Origin of the sequence: Caballeronia sp. LZ001 (assembly GCF_031450875.1) — a bacterium.
GTDB lineage: Bacteria > Pseudomonadota > Gammaproteobacteria > Burkholderiales > Burkholderiaceae > Caballeronia.
In genome coordinates this window covers 1,677,049-1,688,930 of record NZ_JARTVX010000004.1, presented here as the reverse complement: position 1 = coordinate 1,688,930, position 11,882 = coordinate 1,677,049, and the positions used below count along the sequence as shown (strand labels likewise).

Sequence of the window (11,882 nt, the reverse complement as noted above, 5' to 3'; positions counted from 1 at the left end):
GAAATCCATATGTCCACACGAAAACTTTCGCTCTCAGCTTTGACCGTGCTCGAATTGACGCCGCCGCAGATGGTCGAATGCGCGGCGAACGCCGGCTATGACTATGTCGGCCTGCGCCTTCTTCCGGCGACCGATACCGAAGTGCGGCACGACATCATCGGCGATACACCGCTCGTGCGCGAGACGCTCGCGGCGTTGAAGGACACCGGCATTGGCGTGCTCGACACGGAAATTCTTCGCCTCAAACCCGACACCGATGTAACCGCGTACGAGCCGATGCTTGCGACCGCCGCCGAACTTGGCGCGCGCTATGTGCTCGTCGCGGGCAACGATCCCGACGAGTCGCGCACCGCCGAGCGTCTCGCGCAGTTGTGCGATCTGGCGCGTCCGTATGGCCTCTCGCCATCGCTCGAACCGATGCCGTGGACCGACGCTAAGGACATCGTGCAAGCCGCGCGCATCGTGAAGGCGGCGGAACGCAACAACACGGGGCTGATCATCGATCCGCTTCACTTCGACCGCGCGGGGTCGTCGACCCAGACGCTGAGTGAGTTGCCGCGCGAGTATTTCGGCTATGTGCAGTTCTGCGACGCACCCGCCGAGCGCCCGACCGACCTCGAAACACTACTTTTCCAGGCGCGCTGCGAGCGGATGATTCCGGGTGAAGGCGGTATCGACTTGTCTGGCATTTTGCATGCACTGCCGGAAGACTTGCCGCTTTCACTCGAAATACCGACGCAACAGTGGGCCAAGACCACCAACGCGCTCGAGCGCGCGAAGCGCATGCGCGAAGCGACGCTTGCCTTGCTTGACGAGATTTATGCCGGGCATTGAACGATGGCGGTTGAATTCCGAGGTGGAATCATGTTCAAATTCCGAATCGGAACTTCGAGGTAACGAAACATGGCAGGAAATCTTGAGCGCGCGTTGTCCATCATCGAACTGCTGGCGAAGAACGGCGGACGCATGCCGCTTGCCGCCATCGCGGATACCTTGAGCATTCCCCGCAGCGGCACGCATCGTCTGCTCGCGATGTTGATCGACGAGGGCTACGTGCGCCAGGACGAGGATCACGGCGAGTACATGCTCGCGCTGAAGCTCGTGTCGCTCGCGCTGATCTATCTTTCGACGGGCGGCGTACTCGATGTGTCGCAACCGGTGCTCGACCGCCTCGCGGCGGCGTCGGGCGAACTGGCGCGGCTTGGCGTGGTGGAGGACGATCACATCACCTTCGTCGGCAAGGCGCAGGGCGCGAAGTCCGGGCTGCGCTACGACCCGGACATGGGCAGCCAGCCGCCCTTGCATTGCACGGCAAGCGGACAGGCGTGGTTGTCGTCGCTGACCGATGAGGAAGCGCTCGAACTCGTGTCGAAGCAAGGCGGACTCGGCAAGCCCGGACAAGGCGGTCCGAAGGCGCCGAAGACGATTCAGCAGTTCCTGACCGACTTGCGCGCGGCGCGCGAACGCGGTTACGGCATCGCGAGCGAAACCTACGAAGCCGGCATGACGTCGATGGCCGCGCCGATTCATCATCCTATGACGGGCGTGGTCGTGGGTGTCGTCAGTCTCGCTGGTCCGACTAGCCGTTTGCCGGAAACGCGTCTGAAAGAGCTCGCGCCCGCGCTGCTCGAAGCGGCATCCGATATGAGCGCGGCAACCTTGAGCTCGCCTTATTTCAAGCGGCCGTTGACTCAAGCTCCGGTCGTTGCCGAAGCGCCGGCGCCTGCTGGCAAGAAGCGGGCAAAAAGCGCTCTCGTTCAATAAGCGCAACGGCCGTCGCGCGCGTCGCGCTTGCACTATGCTGTGCACATCAGCGCTTGCAAGGCCGATCATGAATGCCGCGTCCGTCACAGCTTCTTTGCGCGAAATCGACGACTTGCCTTCGCCGCGCGGCTTGCCGCTCGCGGGCAATCTCTTTCAATTGCCGCCGTCGACTCATCATCTGACGCTCGAGCGATGGGCGAAGGAACTGGGCACGCCGTATCGCTTCAAGCTCGGCCGCGTGCCTATTGTCGTGTGGTCGGATTTCGAGCTGTCGCAAGCGGTTTTGCGTGAACGTCCGCATCGTTATCGGCGTTACGGTCCGCTCGAAACCTTGTTCGATGAAGTCGGCTGCAACGGTCTCTTTTCCATCGAAGGCGAAGCGTGGGGGCCGCAGCGTCGGCTCGTGATGCAGGCGCTGTCCGTGCCGCATATCAAGGCGTTTTATCCGACGCTGGCCGCGATCACCGAGCGTTTGCGGCGGCGCTGGGAGTCAGCCGCGCGCGAGGGACGTATCGTCGAGATGAACGACGATTTGAAGCGCTATACCGTCGATGTCACGAGCGCGCTCGCATTCGGCGAAGACCCGAACACGCTGGAAAAAGAACGCGGCGTCATCCAGGAGCATCTCTCGCAGCTTCTGCCGATGATCATGACGCGCCTCTCCACGCCGTTTCCCTACTGGCGCTATATGCGGCTGCCGCGCGACCGCCGATTCGATCGTGCAATGGCCGAAGTGCATCGCTATGTGCGTGGCTTGATGTCGAGATCGCGCGAGCGCATGCGTGACGAGGCATCTGCACTCGAGCCGCGCAATTTGCTCGAAGCGATGCTCGCGCTGCGTGACGCGCCCGAGTCCGGCCTCACCGATGACGAAGTCGCCGCCAACGTCATGACGATGCTCGTCGCGGGCGAAGACACGACGGTGGCATCGCTCGCATGGGGACTCCTGTTTCTCGGCGGCGATGAAGCCTTGCAGACGCGCATCGCGACGCATGCAAAATGCACGTTCGGCGACGCGCGCGTTTGTCCGAGTTATCAGGCAATGCGCGAACTCGATCTATGCGAGGCCGTCTGCACGGAGGCGAGCCGACTGCATCCGGTGGCGCCGTATTTGTCGCTGGAACCGTTGGAGGAAGTGGAGTTGCAGGGCGTACGGCTACCCGCGGGCACCAAGCTCTTTTTTCTAAATCGTCCCGCGATGCTTGACGAAAGCCACTTCAGCGATCCCGCGCGCTACGATCCGGATCGCTGGCTGCGCGAGCATCGGCTGCAGGCGGGCGAGCACGCAAATCAGGGAACGCACGATCCACGTGCTTATCTGCAAATCGGCGCGGGGCCGCGCGTGTGTCCGGGACGACATCTGGCAGCGGTCGAAATGCGGCTCGTCATTTCGATGCTCACGGCGAATTTCACGGCGCGCCTGGCTCAGGATGCCGCCGATATTCACGAAGTCTGCAACTTCACGGTGGTGCCGAATCGCATGCCGATGCGGCTCGCTTTGCGGCCCGCCTGAACCGCGTCATCGTTCATTGAGCGTCGGCGGCACCGGTTGCCATCCACAGAACTTCGGCATCTTCCGCGCTGGTCGATATCGCCGCGTGGCCCGTGCGGCTGTCGAAATAGATGCTGTCGCCCGCATTCAGATGCGTCGGCGCATAGAGTTCCGAGTAGAGGCATACGCTACCGCTGATCACGTACAAAAACTCTTCGCCTTCGTGACGGCCCCAGTCGTCGAAGGCATCCAGTGTATGCGCCGAGATGCGGATGCGAAACGGCAGCATCGCCTTGTGCGCGAGTTCAGTCGCCAGCAATTCCATCTGATAACCGCGATACGCGTGCCTTTGCCCTTCGTCGCGTCGCGTGAGTGCGCGCCGGCCGCTTGCGCTGGCAGCGGGCGCGCTGCCGAACAGTTCCGCGAGATCGATCTGCAGGCCGCGTACTATCTTCTGCAAGACATCGAAAGTCGGCGACATCAAGCCGTTCTCGATCTTCGACAACGCCGAGCGCGACACGCCGCATAGCCGACTCGCGGTTTCCAGCGTGAGATTCTGAGCGGTGCGAGCGTGCTTTACCCGTCGTCCGAGATCGGCTGCGGATTGCTCAGTCGAATTTTTGGCGGGCAAAGTAGACATGAGAGGTCGAAGGTGGTTTGTTTCCGATAATACCATCGACTTTTCGGGCGTTTGCATTCGGTATGCAAACCGAGACTGGTGAGAACCCCAATATTGACAGCGTTGTGAGCATGGGACGCTGCGCGTATAGTTTCCGAACTTGACCGTTGTTTCGCATCGGAAACAGCGAAACTAATTTTGCATGCAAAAGGAATTCACTGTGGACGCCAAGACCATTCTCTCCGACCTCGGTATCGCAGGCATCGCGAACGAGGGCGACATGACTGTCACTTCGCCCATCAGCGGCGAAATCATCGGACGCGTGAAACGCCATACTTCCGCCGATGTCGATACCGCGCTTGCGCAAGCCCGCAGCGCATTTGCCGTGTGGCGCAACGTTCCGGCGCCGCGACGTGGCGAACTGGTGCGTTTGCTCGGCAATCGCCTGCGCGAAAAGAAGGCTGCGCTCGGCCGGCTCGTCGCGCTCGAAGCGGGCAAGATCCTGCAAGAGGGCCTGGGCGAAGTGCAGGAAATGATCGACATTTGCGACTTCGCCGTCGGCCTTTCGCGGCAACTGTATGGCCTGACGATCGCCTCCGAGCGACCCGGTCATCGAATGGCGGAAACGTGGCATCCGTTCGGCGTCTGCACAATCATTTCTGCATTCAATTTTCCGGTCGCGGTGTGGTCGTGGAACGCGGCGCTTGCGCTCGTGTGCGGCAATGCGGTCGTGTGGAAGCCGTCGGAAAAGACGCCGCTTACCGCGCTCGCCGTCGATCGCATCATGCGCGATGTACTCGACGAGTTCGGCACCGCGCCCGGCCTGGCATCGGTTCTGATCGGCGACCGTGAAGTGGGCGCGAAGCTCGTCGCGGACAAACGCTCCGATATCGTCAGCGCGACCGGCAGCACGGAAATGGGCCGCGCGGTGGGCGTGGAAGTGGCGCGCCGTTTCGGGCGCTCCATTCTCGAACTCGGCGGCAACAACGCGGGCATCGTTTCGCAGACGGCCAATCGTGACCTCGCGCTGCGCGGCATTCTGTTTTCGGCGGTCGGCACGGCGGGGCAGCGCTGCACGTCGCTGCGGCGTCTTTTCGTCCATGAGAGCATCTATGACGAAACCGTCGCTCGCCTCAAGGATTTGTATGCAAAAGTCCCGGTCGGCAATCCGTTGAACGACGGCGTGTTGATGGGACCGCTCATCGATGTGCAGGCTTTTGCGCGCATGCAGGACGCGCTGGAACAGGCGAAGGGCGAGGGCGGCAAGGTGTTCGGCGGCGAACGCGTGAGCGTGACGGGTAACGAGAATGGCTATTACGTGCGTCCCGCGCTCGTCGAAATGCCCGCACAAAGCGAAGTCGTGCTGAAGGAAACCTTCGCGCCCATTCTTTACGTGATGCGCTACACCGATTTCGATGACGCCATCGCCGCGAACAACGCCGCCGCGCACGGCTTGTCCTCATGCGCCTTCACGACGGATCTGCGCGAGGCGGAGCGCTTTCTGTCGGCATCGGGCAGCGATTGCGGCATCGCCAATATCAACATCGGGCCGAGTGGCGCGGAGATCGGCGGCGCGTTCGGCGGCGAAAAGGAAACCGGCGGTGGACGCGAATCCGGCTCGGACGCGTGGAAGGCCTACATGCGGCGCGCGACCAACACGATCAACTATTCGTCGGAATTGCCGCTTGCACAGGGCATCGACTTCAATCTCGGCTAGTCCTTAAACGGAGGCGGCGTGGTGTCCAAGGTTGTGATCGTTGGCGGCGGCGTGATCGGCAGTTCGACCGCGTACTTTCTTCGCTTGATGGATCCAGGCGTGCAAGTCACGGTGATCGAGCGCGATCCGACTTACGCGCGCTCGTCGTCGGCGTTGTCTGCGGCGTCGATCAGACAGCAATTCTCGACGCCGCTTTCCGTGCGTATGTCGTTGTTCGGTATCGAGTTCTTACGGTCGATTGGCGAGCGGCTCGAAGTGAACGGCGAACGGCCTTCGGTCGATCTGCACGAAGGCGGCTATCTCTTTCTAGCGACGCCGCCGGGCCTGTCCACGCTGCAAGAGAACCATGCGCTGCAACGCGAACTCGGCGCGGATATCACCTTGCTCGATCCCGCTTCCCTGCGCGCGCGCTTCCCTTGGTTGAATACAAAAGACCTTGCGGCGGGTGCGTTCGGCGAGACCGGCGAAGGCTGGTTCGACGGCTATGGTCTCGTCCAGGCGCTACGACGCAAGGCGCAGGCGCTGGGCGCGCGTTACGTGGCGGCCGAAGTGACGGATATTGAATGCCAAGGCGGCCAGGCGAAGCGCGTGCTTGCCTCGAACGGCGAAGCGTTCGCATGCGATGTCGTCGTCAACGCAGCGGGCGCTTGGTCGCGCCGGATTGCGGCAATGCTCGACATCGATATTCCGGTGTATGCGCGGCGGCGCAGCATTTTCAACGTATCGTCGCCAGCGGTGCTCGAAGACTGCCCGTTGTTGATTGATCCGAGTGGCGTCTACTTTCGCCCTGAGGGACGCACGTTTATCTGCGGCACATCGCCTTCGGCGGACAACGATCCGGACGACCTGCCGCTCGATGAAGTCGATCACGCGCTTTTTGACGATGTCATTTGGCCGACGCTTGCGCACCGCGTTCCGGGATTCGAAGCGCTGCGCGTGGAACGATGCTGGTCTGGGTATTATGAATACAACGTGTTTGACCAGAATGCGATCATCGGGGCCCACCCGCACATCGAGAATTGCCTTTTTGCCAATGGGTTCAGCGGACACGGCTTGCAACAAGGACCCGCAACGGGACGGGGCTTGAGCGAACTTATCTTGCATGGAAAATACATCACGCTGGATTTATCTTCGCTCGATTGGGCGCGCGTGTTGACCGGCCGGCCGATCATTGAAAAAAACGTGGTTTGAAAAAGCTATATGCAGTCCAGTTGCATAAACCAGTATGGCTGCATTACCGTCTGCAAAAGCAGGCGCTAATATGGCCGTCAGAGAAATTAGCAGATTGCCGTCAACGACATGGGCACGCGATAAATAGCAATTTTTTCGAGCAAGTCACAAAAATGCCGTTCGTCCATTAATGAAATCCACTAGGGCCAATAGACGCCGATAAGCGCATGCTTAAACCGTCAGACGCAACTTGCGTTTTTAGTACGGAGACAAGACATGGAAGCCTATATGAGCGCCCGGCTCGCACAATGGCTGGAAGACGAAGCCGACACCGCGTCGGCAACAACTGCCCCGGTGTGTCACAAGTCCAGCCAGGTCAGCGGCGCACCACAGTATGTTGCGGAAATCTGCGGTCGTTTTGCAGGCGAGAAAACCGAAGAGGAACAAAAATCCTGCGTGATTCGCGGGTATAACTGATCATTTTCTTTTCCGATTCGTTGCGCGTGCGACACGCTTTACGGCACGCGTAGCGCAACTCTGCCCGATAGAAAAAGCCATTCACGCGAGAAAAGGATTTTGCTTATGATCGCTTCAGGTCATTAAGCTTCCGCGATTCACGCGCATCAATCGGCGCTGGAAAATTGTTTCCATTGCAAGCTAAAAAAATCGCGGTTGACGCATTTTGGCAATCTGGCGTCGCGTGAGAACGTGGAGCGAGTTTTTTTGATCGCCTACGCTGACGCTTGTGAATGGAGAATTCCAATGAAAGATATCGGGGAGCGGCAAGATTTGACCGCTCGGCAACCGCATGTTTTGCGAGCGTGTCATGAGCGGCGGTGACGATCCCGGGCCACTGGAACTGATGTCGCCGCCCGCCCCGCGCATGCGCGACAGACCAGCCGACTTGCCGCCGGTCGCGTTCGAGCTGCCTGTCACGCCACCGTTCGAACCGCCGTCAGGCAAGCGCTCGCTTCAAGATCTCGTGGCGGACGCGGATCGTCTGCGCCGTGCGGTTGCGGCGTCGGCGTGTGTAGTCGTTGCATGGTCGATATTCGAGGCGCCTTGGGAAATCGACGCCAACAGCAGCACGGAGGAGATTGCCGGCGTCATCTTTTCGAAGGCGATGCTCGGCGTAATCGCAGCCTTTGCGCTTGCTGGACGCAAGTCGGCGCGCTATCTGCTGCTCTTTGTATGCTTGACGAGCGTGCTGGCCATCGTGCCTGACTTGCCTGCCGAATTCGTTCATGCGCCATGGCTGGCGTTCTTATCGAGCGTCGAGTCTTTGGCAAAACTCGCGACTTTTGCCATGCTCGCGTGGTATCTCAAGCTCGTCAGCCGAATCGACGCTTTGCGCGCAGTTGCGCCGACCAGATGAAGGCCTAAGACTTGAACAACCTCCTCAAAACCCGCCTCGCGCGGGTTTTTTGATGTGCGCGAGAAACCCAACGTGGCGGCACGTTGCGCGCCTCGATGGCACAATCGAATGCAATATTCCAAACCCGCGCAGCACCCGCAAGCATCGACGATGCAAGGAGATCCGCAAACGTGGCGAACCTGGATCTGGACAATCCGTTTCTCGAAGCGCTTGGCGCGACCCTTACGGCATGGCGCGCCGGGTATGCAGAATTCAATATGCCAATTCACGCGGGGCATTTGAACCGTCAACGTATTCTTCAGGGCGGCGTGATCGCTACCTTGCTCGACGCCGCCTGCGGTTACGCGGGTCTTTTCACGAGCGGTTCCACGCCCATCCACGGGTTCACACTTTCGCTCACGGTCAACTATCTGGATCGAGGTATTGGCGACAAGGTGGTCGCCAAAGGATTCCTTGAGCGACAGGGACGCTCGGTTTACTTTGCGCGCGGCGAAGCGTGGATAGACGAGCGCGTGATGATTGCGAGCGCGCAAGGCACGTTCAAGTACGCGCGCTGAAGCACCATGCCATGACCTCTCGCAACCTGCTCCGGCGCCTCGACCTCACCACGCTGCAACTCTTTCTCGCGGTTTTCGAGGAAGGCACGCTCACACGCGCGGCGGAACGTGAAGCGATCGCGGTATCGGCGGCGAGCAAGCGGTTGCTGGAACTCGAGCAAGCGGTCGGCGCCGTGTTGTTCGAGCGCAAGGCGCGTGGAATGGAGCTCACGCCCGCGGGCGAAACGCTTCTGCACCATGCGCGCCGCGTGTTGCGCGATGTCGAGAATATCGGCATCGAACTGGCGGAACATGCGAGCGGCGTGCGCGGTTATGTGCGGATGATGGCGAATCTTTCCGCCATCGTCGAATTCCTTCCGGAAGATTTGCGCGCGTTCATCACCGTGCACGATCAGATCAAGATCGATCTGGAGGAGCGGCCGAGCGGCGGCATCGTGGAAGGCGTGCTGGATAGTCTCGTCGATCTCGGCATTTGTTCGGGCGATGCCGACACGCGCGGACTTCAATCCACGCATTACCGCCATGACCGTCTCGTGATCGTGACGCCGGGCGATCATCCGCTGAGCCAACGCGAGCACGTCACTTTCGCCGATACGCTCGACTTCGACCATATTGGCCTGCATTCGGCCAGTTCCATCAATATGCGCACGCATCTGGCCGCGCGGCAAGCTGGCAAGGCGTTGCGGCTGCGCATTCATGTGCCGGGCTTCGACGCCGTTTGCCGCATGGTTCAGGCGGGCATGGGCGTGGGCGTGTTGCCGCATCGCGTGTTCGAGGCGATGGGGCGACAGCTTGGACTCGCTGCCGTCGCGCTCGACGAGGAGTGGGCCGCGCGCAGCCTCGTGATCGTCGTGCGCGATACGGGCGCGTTGTCGCCAGTGAGCCGTCTTTTGTTCGATCATTTGCGATCGGTGGAAGCGGGCACATAAGCGAGCGTTCGTCATCCGCGAACGATGCTTGCCAAAATGCGGTTGGACGCGGTCGAGCGTTCGCCAATAAGCTTGTCTCAAGCAAATCATAAATGGAGACAAGCACCATGAGCGGACCCCTCAAGGGCATTCGCGTCATCGAGATCGGCACCCTCATCGCGGCGCCTTTCGCGGCGCGCATGCTGGCCGAATTCGGCGCCGAAGTCATCAAGATCGAAACCCCCAACGGCGGCGATCCGTTGCGCAAATGGCGCAAGCTTCATGAAGGCACGTCACTCTGGTGGTATCTACAGTCGCGCAACAAGAAATCCGTGTGCGTGAATCTCAAGTCGCCGGAAGGCGCGGACGTCATCAAGCGTCTTGCGGCGGATGCGGACGTCGTCGTCGAAAATATGCGGCCGGGCGCGCTCGAAAAGCTTGGCCTTGGCTGGGACGTTTTGCATGCAATCAACCCCAAGCTCACGATGGTACGCATTTCCGGCTACGGTCAGACGGGCCCGTACCGTGACCGGCCGGGCTTCGGCGCAATCGGCGAAGCGATGGGTGGCATTCGGTATACAACCGGCGATGCCGATGGCCTGCCCGCGCGCGTCGGTGTCAGTCTTGGCGACTCACTGGCGTCGCTGCATGGCGTGATCGGCGCGTTGATGTCCCTGTTGCGCGTCAAGACCGGACAAGGCGACGGTCAGGTGGTCGATGTCTCGCTCGTGGAAAGTGTTTTCAACCTGATGGAGAGCCTCGTACCCGAATACGATTTGCTCGGGCATGTACGCGAGCGCAGCGGCGGCGCGCTGCCGGGAATCGCGCCATCGAACACCTATCGGACCGAGGACGGCGGCTTCGTCGTGATCGCAGGCAACAGCGACCCGATCTACAAGCGTCTGATGAACGTGATAGACCGCCCCGATCTCGCCGACGATCCCGCGCTCGCGCACAACGATGGTCGTGTGCGGCAGAGTGCGATGCTCGACGAAGCCATCGCGGCGTGGACCACGCATCATGCAATGGAGGATGTGCTCGACACACTCGCCGTTGCGGAAGTCCCTGCGGGACGCATCTATTCCGTTGCGGACATCATCGACGATGCGCATTACCAGGCGCGCGATATGTTGCTGCAGGCCGACTTGCCGGGCGGTGCATCGGTGAAGATGCCGGGAATCGTGCCGAAACTGTCGGATACGCCAGGCGAAGTGCGCTGGCAAGGCCCGACGCTTGGCGAACATACGCAATCGGTGCTGGAATCGCTCGGCTTCGATGCAAGCGAAGTGCAAAGGCTTCGTGCCGAAGGAGCGGTTCAATGAACGATGATCGTTTGCTCGTTCAGGAAGTCGCGCCGCGCGACGGCTTGCAGATCGAATCGAAATGGGTCGAGACTGCCGACAAGATTGCATTGATCGATGGTCTCTCGGCGTGCGGCTTCACGCGCATCGAAGCGGGCTCGTTTGTATCGCCGAAAGCCATTCCTGCGTTGCGTGATGGCGAGGCCGTGTTCAAGCGCATCGGGCGTCAAGAAGGCGTGATCTATGTCGCGCTGGTGCCGAACGTGAAGGGCGCGCAGCGTGCGCTCGATGCGAACGCCGACGAACTGAACCTCGTGATGTCTGCAAGCCAGACGCACAATCGCGCCAACATGCGCATGAGTTGCGAGGCATCGCTTGAGGGCTTCGGGGATATCGTCGCGCTCGCGCAAGGTACGAAGGCCATGCTCAATGCAACGGTTGCCACCGCGTTCGGCTGTCCGTTCGAAGGGCATATCGATGAAGACCGAGTGCTGTCGATCGTGCGGGCATATCGCGAGTTGGGTATCGATGGCATCACGCTTGCCGATACGACGGGCATGGCGAATCCGCGACAGGTCGCGCGGCTCGTTACGCGCGTGCTGGAGCAAGTGCCGGCCGCTGCGTTGACGTTGCATTTTCATAATACGCGAGGGCTAGGCCTTGCCAACGTACTTGCCGCATACAACGCAGGCGCACGCCGGTTCGATGCCGCGCTCGGCGGCCTGGGTGGCTGTCCATTTGCGCCGGGTGCATCGGGAAACATCTGTAGCGAAGACCTCGTGAACATGTGCGACGAGATGGGCATACCCACAGGCGTCGATTTGCAGAAGCTCATCACGTTGTCACGCACTTTGCCTGCGCTCGTCGGCCATGACGTGCCGGGACAAGTCGCGAAGGCAGGACGCAACTGCGACCTGCATCCCGTTCCCGATTACGTGCGCGCAATCTGAAATCATCGACGACAAACCATACGACCGGA

The 11,882-nt window shown here is 60.7% G+C and carries 12 protein-coding genes; 11 read left to right on the top strand and 1 reads right to left on the bottom strand.

Going from position 1 to position 11,882, the window contains the following annotated elements; genetic code table 11:
• Positions 1-9 precede the first annotated feature (9 nt).
• The 3 genes from P9292_RS18555 (at position 10) to P9292_RS18545 (ending at position 3,277) form a co-directional block, all read left to right on the top strand.
• A complete protein-coding gene (locus tag P9292_RS18555) occupies positions 10-834 on the top strand; it encodes a sugar phosphate isomerase/epimerase (RefSeq protein ID WP_309960578.1) in 825 nt (274 codons plus the stop codon).
• Between the two features lie 69 nt (positions 835-903).
• Positions 904-1,764 carry an IclR family transcriptional regulator gene (locus P9292_RS18550; protein ID WP_244828363.1) on the top strand — a complete coding sequence of 287 codons (861 nt, stop codon included), beginning with the start codon at positions 904-906 and terminating at the stop codon, positions 1,762-1,764.
• 67 nt (positions 1,765-1,831) lie between these two features.
• Positions 1,832-3,277: a cytochrome P450 gene (locus P9292_RS18545; RefSeq protein ID WP_309960576.1), complete on the top strand. Its 1,446-nt coding sequence runs from the start codon at positions 1,832-1,834 to the stop codon at positions 3,275-3,277.
• 13 nt (positions 3,278-3,290) lie between these two features.
• Here the strand turns inward: P9292_RS18545 and P9292_RS18540 are convergent, their stop codons facing one another.
• The gene (locus P9292_RS18540) at positions 3,291-3,896 is read right to left on the bottom strand and encodes an XRE family transcriptional regulator (RefSeq protein WP_309960574.1); all 606 of its coding nucleotides are present in this window, start codon (positions 3,894-3,896) and stop codon (positions 3,291-3,293) included.
• A gap of 199 nt (positions 3,897-4,095) precedes the next feature.
• Between P9292_RS18540 and P9292_RS18535 the strand changes: the two genes are divergently transcribed.
• The 8 genes from P9292_RS18535 (at position 4,096) to P9292_RS18500 (ending at position 11,853) form a co-directional block, all read left to right on the top strand.
• Positions 4,096-5,592 (top strand): aldehyde dehydrogenase family protein, encoded by a 1,497-nt coding sequence (locus P9292_RS18535; protein WP_309960571.1) that lies wholly within the window; start codon positions 4,096-4,098, stop codon positions 5,590-5,592.
• Between the two features lie 18 nt (positions 5,593-5,610).
• Entirely contained in the window at positions 5,611-6,783 is a 1,173-nt protein-coding gene (locus P9292_RS18530; protein ID WP_309960567.1) for an FAD-binding oxidoreductase, read from the top strand.
• Positions 6,784-7,038: 255 nt separating this feature from the next.
• A complete protein-coding gene (locus P9292_RS18525) occupies positions 7,039-7,239 on the top strand; it encodes a hypothetical protein (RefSeq protein WP_244828357.1) in 201 nt (66 codons plus the stop codon).
• A 349-nt stretch (positions 7,240-7,588) separates the two neighbouring features.
• A complete protein-coding gene (locus tag P9292_RS18520; RefSeq protein WP_309960564.1) occupies positions 7,589-8,137 on the top strand; it encodes a hypothetical protein in 549 nt (182 codons plus the stop codon).
• A 170-nt stretch (positions 8,138-8,307) separates the two neighbouring features.
• Positions 8,308-8,694, top strand: coding sequence for a PaaI family thioesterase (locus P9292_RS18515; RefSeq protein ID WP_309960560.1), 387 nt, complete (start codon positions 8,308-8,310; stop codon positions 8,692-8,694).
• Positions 8,695-8,705: 11 nt separating this feature from the next.
• Positions 8,706-9,623 carry a LysR family transcriptional regulator gene (locus P9292_RS18510; protein ID WP_244828354.1) on the top strand — a complete coding sequence of 306 codons (918 nt, stop codon included), beginning with the start codon at positions 8,706-8,708 and terminating at the stop codon, positions 9,621-9,623.
• Positions 9,624-9,730: 107 nt separating this feature from the next.
• A complete protein-coding gene (locus P9292_RS18505; RefSeq protein WP_250493291.1) occupies positions 9,731-10,924 on the top strand; it encodes a CaiB/BaiF CoA-transferase family protein in 1,194 nt (397 codons plus the stop codon).
• Positions 10,921-11,853 (top strand): hydroxymethylglutaryl-CoA lyase, encoded by a 933-nt coding sequence (locus P9292_RS18500; protein WP_309960558.1) that lies wholly within the window; start codon positions 10,921-10,923, stop codon positions 11,851-11,853. Before P9292_RS18505 ends, P9292_RS18500 begins: the two co-directional genes overlap by 4 nt.
• Positions 11,854-11,882: the final 29 nt, after the last annotated feature.

Coding starts and splice junctions, on each gene's coding strand:
- P9292_RS18555 (WP_309960578.1), top strand. CDS start 10: ATGTCCACACGAAAACTTTCGCTCTCAGCTTTGACCGTGCTCGAATTG.
- P9292_RS18550 (WP_244828363.1), top strand. CDS start 904: ATGGCAGGAAATCTTGAGCGCGCGTTGTCCATCATCGAACTGCTGGCG.
- P9292_RS18545 (WP_309960576.1), top strand. CDS start 1,832: ATGAATGCCGCGTCCGTCACAGCTTCTTTGCGCGAAATCGACGACTTG.
- P9292_RS18540 (WP_309960574.1), bottom strand. CDS start 3,896: ATGTCTACTTTGCCCGCCAAAAATTCGACTGAGCAATCCGCAGCCGAT.
- P9292_RS18525 (WP_244828357.1), top strand. CDS start 7,039: ATGGAAGCCTATATGAGCGCCCGGCTCGCACAATGGCTGGAAGACGAA.
- P9292_RS18520 (WP_309960564.1), top strand. CDS start 7,589: ATGAGCGGCGGTGACGATCCCGGGCCACTGGAACTGATGTCGCCGCCC.
- P9292_RS18510 (WP_244828354.1), top strand. CDS start 8,706: ATGACCTCTCGCAACCTGCTCCGGCGCCTCGACCTCACCACGCTGCAA.
- P9292_RS18505 (WP_250493291.1), top strand. CDS start 9,731: ATGAGCGGACCCCTCAAGGGCATTCGCGTCATCGAGATCGGCACCCTC.
- P9292_RS18500 (WP_309960558.1), top strand. CDS start 10,921: ATGAACGATGATCGTTTGCTCGTTCAGGAAGTCGCGCCGCGCGACGGC.